The sequence below is a fragment of the Pseudomonas sp. TE3728 genome, assembly GCF_056279145.1.
This window is the reverse complement of record NZ_JBWBQT010000001.1, coordinates 4,792,574-4,812,136: the sequence shown is the minus strand read 5'-3', so window position 1 is coordinate 4,812,136 and position 19,563 is coordinate 4,792,574. Positions and strand designations below refer to the sequence as shown.

Below are 19,563 nucleotides of genomic sequence, written 5' to 3'. Positions count from 1 at the left end.
CTTTGCGACTGCTGCGCAGTCGAGCGGGAGCAAGCTCCCTCGCCACAGGCTCTATCGGGTTACTCGTCGTCGAAGTTGTAGCTGCCCGGCGCCAGGTTTTCGAAGCGGGTGTACTTACCGATGAACGCCAGTCGTGACGTGCCGATCGGGCCGTTCCGCTGTTTGCCGATGATGATCTCGGCGATGCCTTTATGCTCGGTTTCCGGGTGATACACCTCGTCCCGGTACACGAACATGATCACGTCAGCATCCTGCTCGATCGCTCCGGATTCCCGGAGGTCGGAGTTGATCGGGCGTTTGTTCGGTCGTTGCTCCAGGGAGCGGTTGAGCTGGGACAGCGCCACTACCGGGCAGTTGAATTCCTTGGCGAGGGCTTTCAAGGAACGGGAGATCTCGGAAATCTCGTTGGTCCGGTTGTCGCCGCCGGAACCTGGAATCTGCATCAACTGCAGGTAGTCGATCATGATCAGGGCGATGTCGCCGTGTTCACGCACCAGACGCCGGGTCCGCGCGCGCATTTCCGAGGGGCTGATACCAGCCGTGTCGTCGATGAACAGCTTGCGATCGTTCAGCAAGTTGACCGCCGAGGTCAGGCGCGGCCAATCGTCGTCGTCCAGGCGACCGGCCCGGACCTTGGTCTGGTCGATACGCCCAAGGGACGACAGCATACGCATGATCAGCGATTCGCCTGGCATCTCCAGCGAGTAAACCAGTACGCACTTGTCGCTGCGCAACACGGCGTTTTCCACCAGGTTCATCGCAAAGGTGGTTTTACCCATGGACGGACGGCCGGCGACGATGATCAGGTCGGCAGGCTGCAAGCCGCTGGTTTTCTCGTCGAGGTCGGTATAACCGGTGGACAGGCCGGTAATGGCGTTGTCGGTGTTGAACAAGGTGTCGATGCGGTCGATAGCCTTGGTCAGCAGGTCATTCACACTCACCGGACCGCCGGTTTTTGGCCGGGCCTCGGCGATCTGGAAGATCTGCCGCTCAGCTTCGTCGAGAATCTCTTCAGCCGTGCGGCCTTCCGGGTTGAAAGCGCTGTCGGCAATTTCGGTGGCGATGCCGATCAGTTGCCGCAAGGTCGCCCGCGCACGAACGATTTGCGCATAGGCCTTGATGTTGGCGACGGACGGCGTGTTTTTCGCCAGCTCACCCAGGTAGCCGAGACCACCGACTTGCGAGGTCTGACCTTCCTTGTCCAATTGCTCGGCAAGGGTCACGACGTCGATGGGGGAGTTCTGGTCGGCGAGCTTGGCGATCGCACGGAAGATCAAACGGTGATCATGACGATAGAAATCGCCGTCCGAGACCTGATCGAGCACGCGTTCCCAGGCGTTGTTGTCCAGCATCAGACCACCAAGCACGGCCTGTTCGGCCTCGATGGAGTGCGGCGGCACCTTCAGGGCAGCGGTTTGCAGATCGTATTGCTCGGGAGCGGAAATATCGTTCATGGCCACTTGAAATTAGTTTGTAGAAAATCAGGAACCGCAGAAAGACAAAGGGCACGACCTGTAAACAGGATCGTGCCCGATGTTACCGGCAAGCACCCGAGGGTGCCAGCCGACAAGTGCTGCTTAAGCTGCTACCACGACAACGCGTACGGTGGCTTCAACTTCGGCGTGCAGGTGCACGGCTACGTCGAATTCGCCTACGTTGCGGATGGTGCCGTTCGGCAGACGAACTTCGCTTTTTGCAACTTCAACGCCAGAGGCGGTCAGTGCATCAGCGATGTCGTGGGTGCCGATCGAACCGAACAGCTTGCCTTCGTCACCAGCGGTGGCAGTGATAGTCACTTCCAGCTCAGCCAGTTGGGCGGCACGGCTTTCAGCCGAAGTTTTACGGTCTGCTGCGGCTTTTTCCAGCTCAGCGCGACGCTCTTCGAACGCAGCCAGGTTGGCAGCGGTCGCAGCGGTAGCTTTGCCGTAAGGCAGCAGGTAGTTACGACCGTAACCAGCCTTAACGTTCACTTTGTCACCCAGGTTGCCCAGGTTGGTGACTTTTTCCAGAAGGATCAGTTGCATGTGAAAATCCTCTTAACTTTTAACCTTCACCGTTCGCGTTATCGGCATCTTTCGGTGCCGAACGACCGCGAAAATCAATCAGGCTGTCGACGATGGCCAAGACCACCAGCAACGGATAGATCAGTTGCATAAACAGCAACAGCGTGACGTACAACCCCACCAGCCAGAATTTGGCCAGTCGCTTTTGCGCCACCAGCCCGTGAATCAGGGCCAGCCCGGCGAACACCAGCGGTACGCTGCACAACGGTGTCAACATGGCCATCTGCGAGCCTAAGTTAGGCCCCAGAAGCATCAACACCAGCAGCAACATCGCCGGTAAAAGCGGGATTCGGATGGCGCGAAACTCGCGACCAAAACCACCCGGGTTGTACAACAACGCCTGCCAGTAGCGCCCGACAATCAGGCTCAGCACACTGACGATTTGCAACAAGGCCGCAATCAGGCCGGTCAGGACCGGTGCAATCAGGGACGCGAAACGCGCTTGCTCGTCTACCGACAATTGCTGGTAGACATCACCGAGTAGCGACGGCATGACTTTTATCAAAGCCTGCGCCAGCATCTCGATCTGGGGCGCAAAAGCCGCCCCCAGCACCACTGAAAACACCAATCCCATCGCTATGCTGACCAGCAGCACGCGGTTCCAGGACTCGCTTGCGCGCAAAACCAACGCAAGGCTAGAAGACCCCAGCAGCACCAGAAGTGCCCGTGGGTCGTCGGAGTAAAGCCACCAGATCAACGCCGGCAGCAGTCCCAGAGCAAGAACGCCCAAGGCGTCCTTCAATCCGCGCCGCAGGAGCACAAGGCATCCGGCGGCAGCACCCAACCAATACAACAACGGCAACGTTGCGCATCCGGCCACTACCAGAGTGGCCTGCATACGGCCGCGCATGATGAACTCAGCTAAGGCGCGCATGCATTCAATCCTTTGCTACGTGTCGACTGCCCGGTCTCAGCGGCCGTGGCTGTCGGTGTAGGCCAGCAGGGCCAGGAAGCGGGCGCGCTTGATAGCGGTGGCCAGCTGACGCTGATAACGAGCTTTGGTACCGGTGATGCGGCTTGGAACGATTTTGCCGGTCTCGGATACGTAAGCTTTCAGAGTGTTGAGATCTTTGTAATCGATCTCTTTCACGTCTTCAGCGGTGAAGCGGCAGAATTTACGACGACGGAAGAAACGTGCCATGTAATAGGCTCCTCAAAAGGTCCGTGGATTACTCGTCAGCGTTATCGCTGGCGTCGCTGTCATCACCATCAACGCTATCAGCGTCGGAGTGCTCAGGACGGTCGCGACGCTCACGGCGCTCACTGCGGTTTTCTTCAGCCTTGAGCATCTCGGATTGGCCGGTAACGGCTTCTTCGCGACGGATGACCAGGTTACGGATCACTGCATCGTTGTAGCGGAAGTTGTCTTCCAGCTCGGCCAGGGCCTTGCCAGTGCATTCAACGTTCAGCATCACGTAGTGAGCCTTGTGAACATTGTTGATTGCGTAGGCCAGTTGACGACGACCCCAATCTTCCAGACGGTGGATTTTGCCGCCGTCTTCTTCGATCAGCTTGGTGTAACGCTCAACCATGCCGCCGACTTGCTCGCTTTGATCCGGGTGGACCAAAAAGATGATTTCGTAATGACGCATGAATGCTCCTTACGGGTTGTAGCCTGCCGCTCAAAAGCGGTCAGACAAGGAGTGAATGACACTTATGGACTTGCTTGCGATAGACACATGCGTGCCTGCCGTCACAGCAAGGGGCGCAATTGTAGAGAAGGGACAGAAGAGGCGCAAGGCAATTGGTGATTATTTGAACAACCACCTGAACTCGAATCCGAACACCTGCAGGACTGTAGGAGCTGTCGAGTGAAACGAGGCTGCGATCTTTTGATTTTTAAAAGTCAAAGTCAAAAGATCGCAGCCTCGTTTCACTCGACAGCTCCTACAGCAGAGCGTCAGGACTTTTTGCTGGCAGCTTTGACGCCACGCTGACGCAGGGCCTCGAACAGGCACACGCCAGTCGCCACGGAAACGTTGAGACTGCTGACGCTGCCCACCATCGGCAGACGCACCAGGTAGTCGCAAAGATCGCGAGTCAGGCGACGCATTCCACTGCCTTCCGCGCCCATGATCAGGATGGTCGGGCCGGTCAGGTCTTGCTGATACAGATCCTGCTCAGCCTCGCCCGCCGTACCGACAACCCACAAGCCACGCTGCTTGAGTTTTTCCAGGGTGCGCGCCAGGTTGGTCACGGCCACCAACGGAATCACTTCCGCCGCGCCGCAGGCGACTTTCCGTACCGTCGGGGTCAGGGTGGCTGACTTGTCCTTTGGCACGATCACCGCCAGCGCGCCCGCCGCATCGGCAGAACGCAGGCAAGCACCGAGGTTGTGTGGATCGGTCACGCCGTCGAGCACCAGCAACAGCGGCGCGCCTTCAGTGCGATCGAGCAATTCGTCGAGCATCGCTTCGCCCCAGACCTGACTCGGACTCACGTCCGCGACCACGCCCTGGTGCACGCCATCTACCCACGCATCCAGCTCACGACGCTCAGCCTGACCGACGGCTACGCGATTTTCGGCAGCGAGTTCGATCAGCGTCTGCACCCGCGGATCACTGCGGCCTTCAGCCAGCCAGATCTGCTTGACGCGTTTTGGGTGGTGACGCAGCAACGCTTCTACCGCGTGCACGCCATAGATCTTTTCCAACTGACTCATGACTTGGCCTTAGGTTTACGCGCCCCGCCGCTTCTGGCGGCTGGAGCGGAACCCGCTTTTGGCGGGCCTTTACGGTGTTTGCTCGGTTTTGCTGGCTTGCCGCCGGAGGCCTTCTCAGGCGCCGACCGCCCGGTCTTTCCCCCAGACGCCGCTTTACCGCCGCTTTTCGCTTCAGACAGCAACGCCTGTTTCAGTTCACGACTTTTGCGCAACTCGGCATTTTTTGCCGCGGCATCGCTCGGGCGATAGGCTTCGACAGCCTTTTCCTTGACAGGACGACGGCCGGTTTTCGCCGGTGCCGGTTCTGCGGTGGATCTGGCAGCCGGAGCAGCGGTTTCAGCCCCACGCTTCTTGCGGCCGATCGGCGCGCTGATGGTTTTTTCAGCCATCTCGAAGTCGATCTTGCGCTCATCGAGGTCGACGCGCATGACGCGAACTTCAACGGTGTCGCCAAGGCGGAAGCTGCGACCGGTACGCTCACCGGCAAGGCGGTGGTGTACAGGATCGAAGTGGTAGTAATCGCCCGGCAGCGCGGTGACGTGCACCAGGCCTTCGACGTAGATATCGGTCAGCTCGACGAACAGACCAAAACCGGTCACGGCGGTGATCACACCCGGGAACGACTCGCCCACGCGGTCTTTCATGAACTCGCACTTGAGCCAGTTCACCACGTCGCGGGTTGCTTCGTCGGCCCGGCGCTCGCTCATCGAGCACTGCTCGCCGAGCTGCTCCAGGATCGCTTCGTCGTACGGATAAATGCGCGCTTTCGGAATGGTCATCGCGCCAGCACGGCGAACGTGCGGGGTGTCCATTTTCGAATGGATGACGCTGCGAATCGCCCGGTGCGTGAGCAAGTCCGGATAGCGGCGAATCGGCGAAGTGAAGTGGGTATAGGCTTCGTAATTCAGGCCGAAGTGGCCCTGGTTATCAGCGCTGTACACCGCTTGGCTCAACGAACGCAGCATGACGGTCTGGATCAGGTGGAAATCCGGACGATCCTTGATGCTCGCCAGCAAAGCCTGGTAATCCTTCGGCGACGGACCATCCTTGCCTTTGTGCAGGGACAGACCTAGCTCGCCAAGGAAGGCGCGCAGTTTTTCCAGACGCTCCGGTGGCGGGCCGTCGTGGACGCGATACAGCGCAGGGATTTCGTGCTTCTTCAGGAACTCTGCAGTGGCCACGTTGGCCGCCAGCATGCATTCCTCGATCAGCTTATGGGCATCGTTGCGAACGGTCGGGCGGATTTCGGCAATCTTGCGCTCGGAACCGAAGATGATCCGGGTTTCCTGCGTTTCGAAATCGATCGCGCCGCGCACGTGACGGGCCGCCAGCAGAACCTTGTACAGCGCATACAGCTGCTTGAGGTGCGGCAGGACGTCGGTGTATTCACCACGAAGCTGACGCGCTTCGGTGGCTTTCGGCGTCTCCAGCATGGCGCTGACCTTGTTGTAGGTCAGGCGAGCGTGGGAATGAATCACCGCTTCGTAGAAGCAGTAGTCGGTCATTTCGCCGGATTTGGAGATGGTCATCTCGCAGACCATGGCCAGGCGATCGACGTGCGGGTTCAGCGAGCACAGGCCGTTGGACAGCTGCTCAGGCAGCATTGGCACGACGCGCTCGGGGAAGTACACCGAGTTGCCACGAACCTGGGATTCGTTATCCAGCGCCGAACCGATTTTCACGTAGCTGGAAACGTCGGCGATCGCCACGTACAACTTCCAGCCACCGGAGAACAGGCGCAGCTTGCCCGGTTTGGCTTCGCAGTAGACCGCGTCATCGAAGTCGCGTGCATCTTCGCCGTCGATGGTCACGAACGGCAGGTGACGCAGGTCGATGCGCTTCTCTTTGTCTTTCTCTTCGACTTCAGGCTTGAGCTTGGCGGCTTCCTTGAGCACCGCTTCAGGCCAGACGTGAGGAATATCGTAGGTGCGCAGGGCGACATCGATTTCCATGCCCGGCGCCATGTAGTTACCCACGACTTCGACCACGTCGCCTTGCGGCTGGAAGCGTGGCGTCGGCCAGTGAGTGATCTTCACTTCGACGAATTGACCGATCTGGGCATTGGCGTTACGGCCCGGAGTCACCAGCACTTCTTGCTGGATCTTCGGATTGTCCGCGACGACGAAACCGATACCGCCCTCTTCGAAGTAACGACCAACGATGGTCTCGTGGGCACGGGACACCACTTCGACGATCATGCCTTCACGGCGACCGCGACGGTCCAGGCCGGAAACACGCGCCAGGGCACGGTCGCCATCGAACACCAGGCGCATTTGCGCCGGGCTCATGAACAGGTCGTCACTGCCGTCGTCCGGGACCAGAAAGCCGAAGCCGTCACGGTGACCGCTGATGCGGCCCAGGATCAGGTCGAGCTTGTCCACCGGCGCATAGGTGCCGCGACGGGTATAGATGAGTTGAGCGTCGCGCTCCATGGCGCGCAGGCGACGACGCAGGGCTTCGATCTGGTCTTCTGTGGTCAGACCAAACTCTTCGACCAGCTGCTCGCGGTTAGCAGGCGAACCTCGATCAGCAAGGTGCTGAAGGATCAGTTCGCGGCTAGGAATAGGGTTTTCATATTTTTCCGCTTCACGAGCGGCCTCGGGATCGAGGGACTGCCAATCGGCCATTAGAGAGTTTTCACCTTGTCTATATGCGGGTTAGTTTGGCATAGGCGTAATGAAACGGGAAATTTCAGGCTATGACAGCCTATCTAAAGCCCTTTATCGACATCGCAAAGCTGATTTGAATACCACTGGAGAAATTTTCCAGGTTTTTTCGATGCCGGGGGTTTACAGTTAAAAAGACGCTCCGTATAGTGCGCGCCATCGACGACGCACACGCGCTGCCGATACTGCCCAGATGGTGAAATTGGTAGACACGCCAGCTTCAGGTGCTGGTGACCGCAAGGTCGTGGAAGTTCGAGTCTTCTTCTGGGCACCAATTTCGAGCTTGAGATTAGAACAATTTCAAGGCTCACACAAAAACCCGCGAAAGCGGGTTTTTGCATTTAAGGCTTCCGGTTTATTAAAATTAAATCAGGGGTTTACAGATCAAAATGCTCTCCGTATAGTGCGCCACATCAACAGCGGCAACGCTGAAGATTATGCCCAGATGGTGAAATTGGTAGACACGCCAGCTTCAGGTGCTGGTGACCGCAAGGTCGTGGAAGTTCGAGTCTTCTTCTGGGCACCAATTCAAATTCAAGGTCACGATCTTGAATTTCACAGAAACCCGCGAAAGCGGGTTTTTGCGTTTCTGGCTTTCGAAAACTTCATAAATGTCAGCACAGCCTCTGTAGGAGCTGCCGAAGGCTGCGATCTTTTGATCTTCAGCGATTCAGTTGCGCCAACAATCAAGATCAAAAGATCGCAGCCTTCGGCAGCTCCTACGGGAGATCAAGTGTTAGCCCCCCGATAGCAAACCCTCCCAAGCCCCGCAAAGACGCACATGAGAAACAATATCGTTTATCATTGTTACAAGTTTTTGCAATGCGACAGTGAGGAACCCTGCGAATGATGTTTCGAAATACCCTGCGCCGCGGCCTGACCATCACCCTGCTCGGCCTGACACTCGCCACTCCCCTCACCCAAGCCGCCGATCCGGTTTCCCTGACACTCTATAACGGCCAACACAAGGAAGTCGGCGATGCCGTCGCCAAAGCCTTCGAAGCCAGGACCGGGATTCACGTCAATGTGCGCAAGGGCAGCAGCAACCAGCTCGCCAGCCAGATCGTCGAAGAAGGTGATCGCTCCCCCGCCGATGTGATTTACACCGAAGAATCCCCACCACTGAACAAACTCGGCGAACAAGGCCTGCTGGCTCAGACCGACGCCGCCACCCTCGCCGTTCTGCCAAAGGACTACGTCGCCGGCAACGGCACCTGGATCGGTATCACTGCGCGAGTCCGCGTCGTTGCGTTCAATCCCAAGTTGATCGATGAAAAAGACCTGCCCAAGTCGGTAATGGAATTCTCCGATCCGAAATGGCAAGGCAAAGTCGGCTTCGTGCCCACCAGCGGCGCATTCCAGGAACAGGCCGTGGCGATCATTAAAGTCCACGGCATGGACGCCGCCGAAGAATGGCTCACCGGCCTGCGCGCTTTCGGCAAGACCTACAGCAATAACATGGTCGCGCTGAAGGCTGTGGAAAACGGCGAAGTCGCCACCGTACTGGTGAACAATTACTACTGGTTCGCCTTGCAGCGTGAAAAAGGCCAGCTCGATTCGAAACTGCATTACTTCACCGGTGGCGACGTCGGTGGGTTGATCACCGTTTCCAGCGCCGCTGTACTGAAATCCAGCAAACATCCAAAAGAAGCCCAGCAATTCCTCGCCTACATGGCCAGCGAAGAAGGTCAGCGCGTGATCACCCAGACCACCGCCGAATACCCGCTGCATAAAGGCATGGAATCGGATCGCGGCCTCAAGCCGTTCAGCGAACTGCAAGCGCCGAAAGTCACGCCCGCCGATCTCGGCAACGCCGAAGAAGCCCTGGACCTGGAACGTGACGTTGGCTTGAACTGATGAGCGCATCGTTATCTGCCCCCGCCTTGCGTGGGGGGTACGTGCCACGGCGCAAGCGGCCGTCGATCTGGTTGTTGCTGCCGGTTTTGCTGCTGGTGGTGCTCAGCCTGTTGCCACTGGCTTATGTCGGCCTCAAAACCTGGCAAGCAGGCTGGGCCGAGGCGCTGCATCTGTTGTGGCGCCCTTACGTGCTTGGCCTGCTGCGTAATACGCTGGCGCTGATGGTGGGCGTCACGCTGGCCTGCGGCGTGATTGGCCTGTCGCTCGCCTGGTTGCTGGAACGCAGCACTCTGCCAGGTCGACGGCTATGGGGCGTGATCCTGTGCCTGCCGTTCGCGGTGCCGGCATTTGTCAGCAGCTTCACCTGGGTCTCGCTGAGCGCTCACTTCGAAGGGCTAGGCGGCGCGATTCTGGTGATGACCCTGTCCAAATACCCGCTGATTCTTCTGCCAGTGGCGGCAACCCTGCGCAATCTCGATCCGTCCCTGGAGGAGTCCGCACGAACCCTGGGGCAGAATCGCTGGGGCGTGTTCTTTAAAATCACCCTGCCGTTGCTCTGGCCGTCACTGCTGGCCGGTTCGCTGCTGATTGCGCTGCACATGCTGGTGGAGTTCGGCGCGCTATCAATCATCGGCCTGCAGACTTTCACGACAGCGATCTACCAACAGTTCGAGCTGGAATTCAGCAACGCTAATGCAGCGATGCTCTCGGCGGTGCTGTTGGCGCTGTGTCTGGTGCTGCTATGGCTGGAGCTACGCGTGCGTGGCAAGGGCCGACATGTGCGCACCGGCCAGGGCGCGGCGAGGCAGGCGCAACAGGTTCGCCTGGGGCCATGGACGACTGTCGGACAGCTTTACTGCCTGCTGCTGGCGATCATCGGCAGCGGCATTCCGCTGGGGATGCTGGCGTACTGGCTGATGGTGGGTTCGTCGGCGGCGTTCCCGGTCGCCGCGATCAGCGAGGCGTTGTTGTCGTCTCTGGCGCTGTCTCTCGGTGGTGCGGCGCTGTGCCTGGTGCTGGCGGTACCGGTGGGATTGTTGGTGGTGCGCCATAAAGGCCGACTGGCAATCTGGGCCGAGCGCCTGCCGTATCTGCTGCATGCGCTGCCGGGATTGGTGATTGCGCTGACTCTGGTGTATTTCGCCCTGCATTATGTGCCGATGCTGTACCAGACCTCCGCGCTGCTGCTGATTGCTTATGCGCTGTTGTTTCTGCCGCTGGCGCAGGCACCGATTCGTACGGCGCTGAACAAGGCAGCACCGCAACTGGAAGAGGCCGCACGCACGCTGGGAGCGTCGTCCTTCAGCGCGTTTTGTCGGGTGACGTTGCCGATCATCTTCCCTGCCTTGGGAGCAGCCTTTGCGCTGGTGTTTCTGGATGCGATGAAGGAGCTGACGGCGACGCTGCTGCTGAGTCCCACCGGACTGAATACGCTGGCGACGGAAGTCTGGGCGCATACCGCAAATGTGGAGTTTGCGGCGGCGGCGCCTTATGCGGCGTTGTTGATAGTGGTGTCGGGGTTGCCAGTTTACTTGCTGACGACGCGGATGTATTTGAGCCGCTGATAAAGCAAAAAAGATCGCAACCTTCGGCAGCTCCTACAGGGAAACGCATATTCCTGTGTAGGAGTTGCCGAAGGCTGCGATCTTTTGATCTTCAGGCCCTGAACTGCCCCAGGCTCGCCTTCAGCTGCGCCGCCAAGCCATCCAGCACCTTGCCACTGGCCGTGGTTTCCACCACCGCCTGAGCAGCCTTTTCAGCTTGAGCATGAATGGTTTCAACCCGCCCACGCACGGCCTGCGCACCTTGCGCCTGATGCGCCGCAGCCTGTGTCGCCAGACCGATCGCCGCATGCACCTGCTCGACCGACGCCTGCACCGACTGCTGCAACCGCGCACTGTCGCGCAACACCAGCAAACCTTCGCTGGCCTGACGTCCGGCCTGCCCGATTGCCGCGACGGCCTCGCGCGCGCCCTGCTGCAACGCAACAATGTGAGCCTGAATGTCGCCGGTTGAGCTCTGAGTCTTGCTCGCCAGTGCCCGCACCTCATCCGCCACCACGGCAAACCCGCGACCGGTCTCGCCGGCACGCGCCGCTTCAATGGCCGCGTTCAACGCCAGCAAGTTGGTTTGTTCGGCGATCCCGTGAATCACCGTCAGCACCACTTCAATCTGCTCACTTTGCTGCGCCAGGCGTTCGATGACTTTCGCACCAGTGTCGACTTGTCCGGCCAATGCCTCAATGAGACTGCCAACTTTCGCCGAGGTCCGAGTGTTTTCATCCGTGGCCTGACGAATGCCCACCACCTGCTGCAAAGCGGCCTGCATGGCGTGGCTTTCAGACTGAGCTTCGTCAGCCATTTGCGACAACGCGCGCAAGCTTTCGGCTACTTCATCGCGCTGCATGCCCGCCGCTGCATCGGCACCGGCATTGCGCAAAGTCATGGCACCAATTTCCACACCGGTACGCTGGGCCACATCGCCCGCCTCCCGCACGATCGGCTGCAACTTATCCACAAAGCGATTGACCGCCGAGGCCATATCGCCAATCTCATCCTGACTGTTGATCTGCACACGCTTGGTCAGATCGCCCTCACCCGCCGCCAGGTCATCCATGGCAGCGATCAGCAGCTTCAAGCGATTGACCACCCGACGACCCAGCACCACCGCGAGCAACAGCAGCACACCAAAACCTACCAGCGCCAGGCCCATGCCGATGCGCCAGCGCAAAGTCCCGGCAGCTTCCTGCACAGCAGTGGTGGTATTGGCTTTCATTTCAGTGGCGGTGGACTGTGCCGATTGCAGACGCCCGCGCATCGCCGCCGCACTGTCAGCCGCCGCGCCTTTGAGACTGTCACCCACCAGTTGATCACTGCTGGCGATCAGCGCCGAGAATCGCTTGTCCAGCGCCGCCACATCGGTTTCCACGGAGGCGGTCGAGACGCCCATCAACACCTTGCCGATCTCCACCCCATTGGGATTGATCGAGGCTTCAAGGTAGTAGACCGACGGATCGTTCTTCGCCGCATCCAGCACCTTGTCCAGCGCCCGCTCGCCCTGGCCTTTTTCCAGAAGCGCCTTGTTGATCGGGTTCTCCCGGTTGAGGTAGCGCGTCAGGTGCTGGCCCGTGGCGTCGTCGTAGACCACGAACAACACATTGGGATTGCGCTGGGCACGGCGAGCGAATTCGGACAGGGTGGGGATGTCGCTGTCCCACATGGCGCGGGGTGCGACCGAGGCCAGAAGCTGCGCCATGTCGTTGGCCGAATCCTTCAGGTCCTTCTCCAGCGTCGCACGCAGTTGCGCCTGCTCGTCCTTCAGACGCGAAGACAGCCCGGCCGTCAGGCGCTGACGGGTACTGGTAGACAGGCTATCCAGGCTCGACGTGACTTCACGCCCTGCCTGCTCAAGCTCACCAGAGAGCTTTTGGCTATCGGCGTCCAACCGCATACCCAAATCAGCTTCCAGCGCAGTCACTGTGCTCCGGGTCAGAGCGACAGCTACCAGCACCTGCACCAAAAGGGCGATACCTAGGGTAACGAACACGGGCCGCAAGAGACGGCTTTGTAACAGTGAGAGAACGGCCGACACTGAAAATCCCTCTGCTTTGACGCCATCAAATTGATAGCACGTCAGAAACGATGCTTTTTCAATGTTCACAGCAAAGGTCATGCCGTTCGACAGGCATAAACGACAAAGGCCCCAATTAAGGGGCCTTTGTGTTTTACATCAATGACTTATTAAGCGAACGGGTGACGCAGAACGATGGTTTCGTTGCGGTCCGGGCCCGTCGAAATAATGTCGATCGGCGCACCGACCAACTCTTCGACGCGCTTGATGTAGTTGCGTGCAGCCTGAGGCAGCTCTTCCAGAGTCTTGGCACCGACGGTGGATTCGGTCCAGCCTGGCATTTGCTCGTACACCGGCTCCAGGCCAATGTAGCTATCGGCGTCAGTCGGCGCATCGATCACTGCACCGTCCTGGTTCTTGTAGCCCACACAGATGTTGATGGTTTCCAGACCGTCCAGCACGTCCAGCTTGGTCAGGCACAGGCCCGAAATGCTGTTGACGTCGATGGCGCGACGCAGGATGACGGCATCGAACCAGCCGCAACGACGGGCACGGCCGGTAGTAGCGCCGAACTCATGGCCACGCTTGGCCAGGAAAGCACCGACGTCGTCGAACAGTTCAGTCGGGAACGGACCAGAACCCACGCGAGTGGTGTAAGCCTTGGTGATGCCGAGGATGTAATCCAGGTACATCGGGCCAAAACCCGAACCGGTGGCGATGCCGCCTGCGGTGGTGTTGGAGCTGGTGACGTACGGGTAAGTACCGTGGTCGATGTCCAGCAGGGAGCCTTGGGCGCCTTCGAACATGATGTCTTTGCCAGCGCGACGCAGCTCGTGCAGTTCAGCGGTGACGTCGACCATCATTGGCTTGAGCAGCTCGGCGTATTCCATGCACTCGTCGAGTGTTTTCTGGAAGTCGATTGCCGGTTCTTTGTAGTAATTGACCAGTACGAAGTTGTGGTAATCCAGCAACTCGCCCAGCTTGGCGGCGAAACGTTCGCGGTGGAACAGGTCACCGATGCGCAGACCGCGACGGGCAACCTTGTCTTCGTAAGCCGGGCCGATGCCGCGACCGGTAGTACCGATCTTCAGCTCGCCACGGGCCTTTTCACGGGCCTGGTCCAACGCTACGTGGTAGGACAGGATCAGCGGGCAGGACGGGCTGATACGCAGGCGCTCGCGCACCGGTACGCCTTTCTCTTCCAGCTTGATGATCTCCCGAAGCAGGGCGTCGGGCGCAACCACCACGCCGTTACCGATCAGGCACTGCACGCCTTCGCGCAGCACGCCCGACGGGATCAGGTGCAAGACGGTTTTTTCGCCGTCGATCACCAGGGTGTGACCAGCGTTGTGGCCACCTTGGTAGCGCACTACGGCGGCAGCATGTTCGGTCAGCAGATCAACGATCTTGCCTTTGCCCTCATCACCCCATTGGGTGCCCAGGACTACGACATTCTTACCCATAACACTTGTCCTCATTCGCGCAAACTTGGTACCGGCGGCGGCCGGCAGGAAAACTCAAGAAGCCAGCGGCAATACTTGCCAAAGCCCGTTCTGCTGAATCAATTGCCGGTCGCAGTCCGCTTCACGGGCGGCGGCCAAAAGCTGCCCAGGCAATGCCTGAACGACACGCTGACCCTCACTGCGCAACTGGCAAACCTGCTGCCAGAGTGCTGCATCCGTACTGTCAGGCATCCAGATACCGCCAGACGGTAGCTCGATTTCAGCACGCCCCAGGGTCACCAGGGTTTTCAAATCGGTAGAGAAACCAGTTGCCGGACGGGCACGACCGAAGTCGGCACCGATGTCGTCGTAACGACCGCCCTGAGCAATGGACTGGCCAACCCCCGGTACGAACACGGCGAACACTACACCGGTGTGGTAGTGGTAACCGCGCAACTCGCCCAGGTCGAAATACAGCGGTAATTCCGGGAAACGCGTGGACAGACGTTCGGCAATTGCCAGCAAATCGTCCAGGGCCGCTAGTACGGGTGCCGGCGCATTGGCCAGACGCTCACGCGCTGCGCTCAACACTTCACGACCGCCACACAGGTCGACCAGCGCTCGCAGCATGCCCGACAGATCGGCAGGCAAGCCTTCGGTCAAGGTAATGACCTCGTCGATGGCTTTACGTTGCAATGCATCGAACAACTGTTGCTCGGCTTCGCCGGACAAACCGGCGGCGCGGGCCAGACCACGATAGATGCCGACATGGCCGAGGTCCATGTGCACATCCGGCACATCGGCCAGTTGCAGCATGGCCAGCATCAGGCTGATGACTTCCACGTCGCTGCTCGGGCTGGCATCGCCGTACAACTCGGCGCCCAGTTGAATCGGGCTGCGTGAGGACGACAAGGCACGCGGCTGGGCATGCAGCACGCTACCGGCATAACACAGACGGCTCGGCCCTTCGCGACGCAGGGTGTGCGCATCGATGCGCGCCACTTGCGGCGTGATGTCGGCACGGAAACCCATCTGCCGGCCCGACTGCGGGTCGATGACCTTGAAGGTGCGCAGATCGAGGTCCGAGCCCGCGCCGGTCAGCAGGGATTCCAGGTACTCGATATGGGGAGTCACGACAAACTCGTAACCCCAGCTCTGGAACAGATCCAACACCTGGCGACGCGCTATTTCGATGCGCGCAGCTTCTGGTGGCAGTACTTCTTCGATGCCATCTGGCAGCAGCCAGCGGTCTACCGTTGCCATTACGCCATTCCCCTATGATCCGGGCGACAAGCCTTTGGGCGAGCCTTGAGTGAAGCAGAAAATGATCGGCCCATGCGCACAAACCGCGCGCATGGACAACGGGGCGAAAAGCCTGAAACCGGCTTCGCCAACCACTTTCCTCGAAAAACCTGTCGAGTCATTCAACTCGGGCGCCTGCATAAAAACAGCAATCAAACGTGCAGACGCAAAAAAGCCGGGAATTTCCCGGCTGCCGCATCATACACACGTTTTCCCAAAGGATCACCCCGCCCGAGGTTTTAGCCGCCAGGCGGGGGATGATTCAGGTCAACGCCGTATCAAGGCTTGGCTTTTTCCAGGTAACGGAAGAAGTCGCTGCCCGGGTCCAGGACCATGACGTCGGATTTGTTCGCGAAGCTTTCACGGTAGGCACGCAGGCTACGGTAGAACGCGTAGAACTCCTGATCCTGACCGTATGCTTTGGAGTAGATCGCAGCAGCCTGGGCATCACCATCACCGCGAACCTCTTCAGATTCACGATAGGCTTCAGCCAGCAGCACACGGCGTTGACGGTCGGCGTCGGCACGGATGCCTTCAGCCAGCTCGTTACCCTTGGCGCGGTGCTCGCGAGCTTCACGCTCACGCTCGGTGCTCATACGTTCGAACACGCTGCGGTTCACTTCCTTCGGCAGGTCGATGGTTTTGACCCGGACATCGACAACTTCGATGCCCAGCTCTTTTTCCGCCATCTTGTTCAGCGAGTTGGTGATGTCAGCCATCAGCGCATCACGCTCACCGGACACTACTTCGTGCAGGGTGCGCTTACCGAACTGGTCACGCAGGCCCGATTCCAGACGACGGGAAAGACGCTCGTCGGCAATCTGCTTGAGGCCGGAAGTCGCGGTGTAGAAGCGCTCGGCATCTTTCACGCGCCATTTGGCGTAGGCATCGACCATTACGGCTTTCTTTTCCAGCGTCAGGAAGCGTTGTGTCGGTGCATCCAGTGTCATCAGGCGCGCGTCGAATTTGCGCACCTTGTTCACGTAAGGCACTTTCATGTGCAGGCCCGGTTGAACATCGGTCTGGACCACGCGACCGAACTGCAGCATCACCGCGCGCTCGGTCTGAGCCACGATGTAGAAGCAGTTCCAGGCAACGATCGCCACGACGACGCCGATAATAAGGGCGATCAGCGATTTATTGCTCATCAGCGACTCTCCCTGGTACGTGCTTGCTGTTGCTGCAGATCAGCTGCCGCACGCGCATTCACTTCATTGCTGCTGGCTGCTGCGCCGGTCACCGGAGCGCCGGGGCTGCGACCACTGTCGATCATCTTGTCCAGCGGCAAGTAGAGCAGATTGTTCTGGCCATCCTTGTTGCCGGTCACGAGAACCTTGCTGGTGTTGCTGAAGATTTCCTGCATGGTGTCCAGATACAGACGCTGGCGGGTGACTTCAGGGGCCTTGCGATACTCGGCCACCAGCTTGGTGAAGCGATCGGCCTCACCCTTGGCGCGGGAGACGGTCTCGTCGCGGTAACCGTTGGCATCCTCGAGGATGCGCTGGGCCTGACCACGGGCCTCCGGCACGACGCCGTTGGCGTAGGTTTCAGCCTGGTTTCGCGAACGCTGCTCATCTTCACGGGCGCGGATCACGTCATCGAAGGCTTCCTGGACTTCACGCGGTGCAGCTGCGCTCTGTACGTTGACCTGGGTGACGGTGATACCGGTGCGGTAGGTATCGAGGAAGCGTTGCAGACGCTCTTTGATTTCGCTGGCCATCAGCTCACGACCTTCGGTCAGCACCTGATCCATGGCGGTAGAACCCACCACGTGACGCAAGGCACTGTCGGTTGCATGTTGCAGGCTGATTTCCGGCTGATCGACGTTCAGCACGAAGTCTTGCAGGTTGCTGATCTTGTACTGCACGGTCAGCGGCACTTCGACGATGTTTTCGTCTTCAGTCAGCATTTGACCCTGCTTGGTATAGGCACGCTCACGCGTGACATTTTCCATGTACTTGCGATCGATCGGCGGGAAATAGATGTTCAGGCCCGGGCCGACGGTTTCATAGTACTTGCCGAAGCGCAGCACTACGGCTTGCTCCTGCTCGTCGACCACGTAGACAGCGCTGTACAGCCACACAGCCGCCAGCACGACCAGGCCGATGCCGAGCAAGCCGCCGAAGCCGCCGCTCTTGCCCGGGCGACCGCCCTCGTCACCGCGTTTTTTACCACCACCGAACAACCCGTTCAGGCTTTCCTGCAGCTTTCGGAAGGCCTCGTCGAGATCCGGTGGTCCCTTGCGGTCGCCGTTATTGCGGCGCTTGCCACCCCAAGGATCCTGATTATTCGAGTTGCCACCCGGCTCATTCCAAGCCATAGCGCTCTCCATCTGATAAAGCAAAGACGCACCCACGGCGCGCCGACCAATGCTACAGAATGCCTGTCACCGCGGCACAACCGCTTTCTCAGGCTTTTATTGCAAAGTGTGTTGCTCGATGAATTCCATCGGTTGCAGACCTTCGCGGCTCACGATTCGATTCAATTCAATCCGTGGCAAGCGAACGGCCAGCAAGCTGATGCCTTCTTCGTCGTGCTCTTCTTTTTGCACGGCACCGAGTTCGAAAAACTGCGCACGCAGTCGAGCAAAACGTTGCGGCAAGCGCAAGGTGCCAACAAACAAATCACTGCCTAACAGTTCGGCCACGGCCTGCTTGAGCAGGTCAAGACCGGTACCGTCCTTGGCCGACAACCAGACCCGCTGCGGTTTGCCATCGGCATCGCGCTGGATCTGCGGCTCAACACCCTCGAGCAAATCGAGTTTGTTGTATACCTCAAGGATCGGCAAGTCTTGTGCCCCGATCTCCCCGAGCACCACCATGACCTGTTCGATCTGGGCCATACGCTCAGGCTCATGCGCATCGATCACATGCAGCAGCAGGTCGGAGTTGCTCGACTCTTCGAGCGTAGCCCGAAATGCCTCGACCAGTTTGTGCGGCAGGTGGCGAATGAAGCCTACGGTGTCAGCCAGCACGATCGGCCCGAGGTCGTCGAGTTCGAGTCGGCGCAAGGTCGGGTCGAGGGTCGCGAATAACTGGTCGGCGGCGAAGACGTCGGAATCGGTGACCGAGTTGAACAGCGTCGATTTGCCGGCGTTGGTATAACCCACCAGTGAAACCGTCGGAATGTCAGCACGTTTGCGCCCGCGACGAGATTGCTCGCGCTGGCTGCGGACCTTTTCCAGGCGCCCCTTGATCTGACGCAGGCGAACCCGCAACAGGCGCCGGTCGGTTTCCAGCTGGGTTTCACCCGGGCCGCGCAGACCGATACCGCCCTTCTGCCGCTCAAGGTGAGTCCAGCCACGAACCAGCCGCGTACTCATATGTTCAAGCTGAGCCAGTTCAACCTGGAGCTTGCCTTCATGGGTGCGGGCGCGTTGGGCGAAGATATCGAGAATCAAACCCGTGCGGTCAATCACGCGGCACTCGAAAATACGTTCGAGGTTACGTTCCTGACTGGGCGTGAGGATGTGATTGAAAATCACCAGATCGACCTGTTCGGCGCTGACCAGATCGCGTAACTCTTCGACCTTGCCGCTGCTGATCAGGGTTTTGGCGGTTGGCCGATGACGCGGCACGTTAAAAAACGCGACGGTCTCGGCGCCAGCCGAAATTGCCAACTCCTGAAACTCCTGCGGATCTTCGCGCGCCTCAGGGTCCTGACCATCCAAGTGAACGAGAATTGCCCGCTCACCACCACCGTGGCGCTCAAAGAACAAAGGAGACTCCTATCAGGCGTTACCTGGCTCAGCGTCACCTGCTTCGGATTCGGTTGCGCTAGGCAGACGAATTGGACGAACCGGCACCACTGTAGAGATAGCGTGTTTGTAAACCATTTGGCTAACGGTGTTTTTCAGCAGGATAACGAACTGGTCGAAAGACTCGATCGTGCCTTGCAGTTTGATCCCGTTGACCAGGTAGATGGAAACCCCCACTTTCTCTTTACGTAAAGTATTCAAGTAAGGGTCTTGTAGCGAATGCCCTTTTGACATGTGCCGCACT

Annotated in this window: 16 protein-coding genes and 2 tRNA genes; 4 read left to right on the top strand and 14 right to left on the bottom strand. The window is 59.1% G+C overall.

All coding sequences use genetic code 11. The features are described from left to right. Positions 1-59 precede the first annotated feature (59 nt). The 7 genes from dnaB to rnr form a co-directional block, all read right to left on the bottom strand. Positions 60-1,454, bottom strand: a complete 1,395-nt coding sequence (gene dnaB / locus ACZ89R_RS21040) for a replicative DNA helicase (protein ID WP_008068885.1) — start codon at positions 1,452-1,454, stop codon at positions 60-62. 123 nt (positions 1,455-1,577) lie between these two features. Beyond that, positions 1,578-2,024, bottom strand: coding sequence for a 50S ribosomal protein L9 (gene rplI / locus ACZ89R_RS21035; RefSeq protein WP_003197251.1), 447 nt, complete (start codon positions 2,022-2,024; stop codon positions 1,578-1,580). Positions 2,025-2,043: 19 nt separating this feature from the next. Continuing rightward, entirely contained in the window at positions 2,044-2,937 is an 894-nt protein-coding gene (locus ACZ89R_RS21030) for a YybS family protein (protein WP_007902692.1), read from the bottom strand. A gap of 36 nt (positions 2,938-2,973) precedes the next feature. Next, positions 2,974-3,204, bottom strand: coding sequence for a 30S ribosomal protein S18 (gene rpsR / locus ACZ89R_RS21025; RefSeq protein WP_002551829.1), 231 nt, complete (start codon positions 3,202-3,204; stop codon positions 2,974-2,976). Positions 3,205-3,232: 28 nt separating this feature from the next. Continuing rightward, positions 3,233-3,655 carry a 30S ribosomal protein S6 gene (rpsF, locus tag ACZ89R_RS21020; protein WP_095052890.1) on the bottom strand — a complete coding sequence of 141 codons (423 nt, stop codon included), beginning with the start codon at positions 3,653-3,655 and terminating at the stop codon, positions 3,233-3,235. A 308-nt stretch (positions 3,656-3,963) separates the two neighbouring features. Continuing rightward, positions 3,964-4,725: a 23S rRNA (guanosine(2251)-2'-O)-methyltransferase RlmB gene (gene rlmB, locus ACZ89R_RS21015; RefSeq protein ID WP_429544705.1), complete on the bottom strand. Its 762-nt coding sequence runs from the start codon at positions 4,723-4,725 to the stop codon at positions 3,964-3,966. Next, on the bottom strand, positions 4,722-7,352 hold the full coding sequence (gene rnr, locus ACZ89R_RS21010) for a ribonuclease R (protein WP_429544706.1): 2,631 nt from the start codon (positions 7,350-7,352) through the stop codon (positions 4,722-4,724). Before rnr ends, rlmB begins: the two co-directional genes overlap by 4 nt. 226 nt (positions 7,353-7,578) lie before the next feature. On the opposite strand from rnr, the gene ACZ89R_RS21005 reads away from it, so the two are divergent. The 4 genes from ACZ89R_RS21005 (at position 7,579) to ACZ89R_RS20990 (ending at position 10,813) form a co-directional block, all read left to right on the top strand. Beyond that, positions 7,579-7,665, top strand: a tRNA-Leu gene (locus ACZ89R_RS21005). A gap of 165 nt (positions 7,666-7,830) precedes the next feature. Further along, positions 7,831-7,917: transfer RNA gene (locus ACZ89R_RS21000), tRNA-Leu, on the top strand. A 320-nt stretch (positions 7,918-8,237) separates the two neighbouring features. Next, positions 8,238-9,248 (top strand): iron ABC transporter substrate-binding protein, encoded by a 1,011-nt coding sequence (locus ACZ89R_RS20995; protein WP_192345963.1) that lies wholly within the window; start codon positions 8,238-8,240, stop codon positions 9,246-9,248. Then, a complete protein-coding gene (locus ACZ89R_RS20990; protein ID WP_429544707.1) occupies positions 9,248-10,813 on the top strand; it encodes an ABC transporter permease in 1,566 nt (521 codons plus the stop codon). The genes ACZ89R_RS20995 and ACZ89R_RS20990 overlap by 1 nt, the downstream gene beginning before the upstream one ends. 91 nt (positions 10,814-10,904) lie before the next feature. Here the strand turns inward: ACZ89R_RS20990 and ACZ89R_RS20985 are convergent, their stop codons facing one another. From ACZ89R_RS20985 to hfq, 7 genes are all read right to left on the bottom strand, one after another. Next, positions 10,905-12,839, bottom strand: a complete 1,935-nt coding sequence (locus ACZ89R_RS20985; protein WP_429544708.1) for a methyl-accepting chemotaxis protein — start codon at positions 12,837-12,839, stop codon at positions 10,905-10,907. A 149-nt stretch (positions 12,840-12,988) separates the two neighbouring features. Then, positions 12,989-14,281, bottom strand: coding sequence for an adenylosuccinate synthase (locus ACZ89R_RS20980; protein ID WP_008068879.1), 1,293 nt, complete (start codon positions 14,279-14,281; stop codon positions 12,989-12,991). 54 nt (positions 14,282-14,335) lie between these two features. After that, a complete protein-coding gene (locus ACZ89R_RS20975) occupies positions 14,336-15,523 on the bottom strand; it encodes an ATP phosphoribosyltransferase regulatory subunit (protein ID WP_429544709.1) in 1,188 nt (395 codons plus the stop codon). A 317-nt stretch (positions 15,524-15,840) separates the two neighbouring features. Next, positions 15,841-16,710, bottom strand: a complete 870-nt coding sequence (hflC, locus tag ACZ89R_RS20970) for a protease modulator HflC (protein ID WP_123499847.1) — start codon at positions 16,708-16,710, stop codon at positions 15,841-15,843. Then, on the bottom strand, positions 16,710-17,882 hold the full coding sequence (gene hflK, locus ACZ89R_RS20965; RefSeq protein ID WP_007902662.1) for an FtsH protease activity modulator HflK: 1,173 nt from the start codon (positions 17,880-17,882) through the stop codon (positions 16,710-16,712). Before hflK ends, hflC begins: the two co-directional genes overlap by 1 nt. 96 nt (positions 17,883-17,978) lie before the next feature. Beyond that, on the bottom strand, positions 17,979-19,280 hold the full coding sequence (gene hflX, locus ACZ89R_RS20960; protein ID WP_429544710.1) for a ribosome rescue GTPase HflX: 1,302 nt from the start codon (positions 19,278-19,280) through the stop codon (positions 17,979-17,981). 12 nt (positions 19,281-19,292) lie between these two features. Further along, the gene (gene hfq, locus ACZ89R_RS20955) at positions 19,293-19,553 is read right to left on the bottom strand and encodes an RNA chaperone Hfq (RefSeq protein WP_007902656.1); all 261 of its coding nucleotides are present in this window, start codon (positions 19,551-19,553) and stop codon (positions 19,293-19,295) included. Positions 19,554-19,563: the final 10 nt, after the last annotated feature.

Excerpts from the sequence above, each read along its gene's own strand:
- dnaB (WP_008068885.1), bottom strand. The coding sequence starts at position 1,454 with ATGAACGATATTTCCGCTCCCGAGCAATACGATCTGCAAACCGCTGCC.
- rplI (WP_003197251.1), bottom strand. The coding sequence starts at position 2,024 with ATGCAACTGATCCTTCTGGAAAAAGTCACCAACCTGGGCAACCTGGGT.
- ACZ89R_RS21030 (WP_007902692.1), bottom strand. The coding sequence starts at position 2,937 with ATGCGCGCCTTAGCTGAGTTCATCATGCGCGGCCGTATGCAGGCCACT.
- rpsR (WP_002551829.1), bottom strand. The coding sequence starts at position 3,204 with ATGGCACGTTTCTTCCGTCGTCGTAAATTCTGCCGCTTCACCGCTGAA.
- rpsF (WP_095052890.1), bottom strand. The coding sequence starts at position 3,655 with ATGCGTCATTACGAAATCATCTTTTTGGTCCACCCGGATCAAAGCGAG.
- rlmB (WP_429544705.1), bottom strand. The coding sequence starts at position 4,725 with ATGAGTCAGTTGGAAAAGATCTATGGCGTGCACGCGGTAGAAGCGTTG.
- rnr (WP_429544706.1), bottom strand. The coding sequence starts at position 7,352 with ATGGCCGATTGGCAGTCCCTCGATCCCGAGGCCGCTCGTGAAGCGGAA.
- ACZ89R_RS20995 (WP_192345963.1), top strand. The coding sequence starts at position 8,238 with ATGATGTTTCGAAATACCCTGCGCCGCGGCCTGACCATCACCCTGCTC.
- ACZ89R_RS20990 (WP_429544707.1), top strand. The coding sequence starts at position 9,248 with ATGAGCGCATCGTTATCTGCCCCCGCCTTGCGTGGGGGGTACGTGCCA.
- ACZ89R_RS20980 (WP_008068879.1), bottom strand. The coding sequence starts at position 14,281 with ATGGGTAAGAATGTCGTAGTCCTGGGCACCCAATGGGGTGATGAGGGC.
- ACZ89R_RS20975 (WP_429544709.1), bottom strand. The coding sequence starts at position 15,523 with ATGGCAACGGTAGACCGCTGGCTGCTGCCAGATGGCATCGAAGAAGTA.
- hflC (WP_123499847.1), bottom strand. The coding sequence starts at position 16,710 with ATGAGCAATAAATCGCTGATCGCCCTTATTATCGGCGTCGTCGTGGCG.
- hflK (WP_007902662.1), bottom strand. The coding sequence starts at position 17,882 with ATGGCTTGGAATGAGCCGGGTGGCAACTCGAATAATCAGGATCCTTGG.
- hfq (WP_007902656.1), bottom strand. The coding sequence starts at position 19,553 with ATGTCAAAAGGGCATTCGCTACAAGACCCTTACTTGAATACTTTACGT.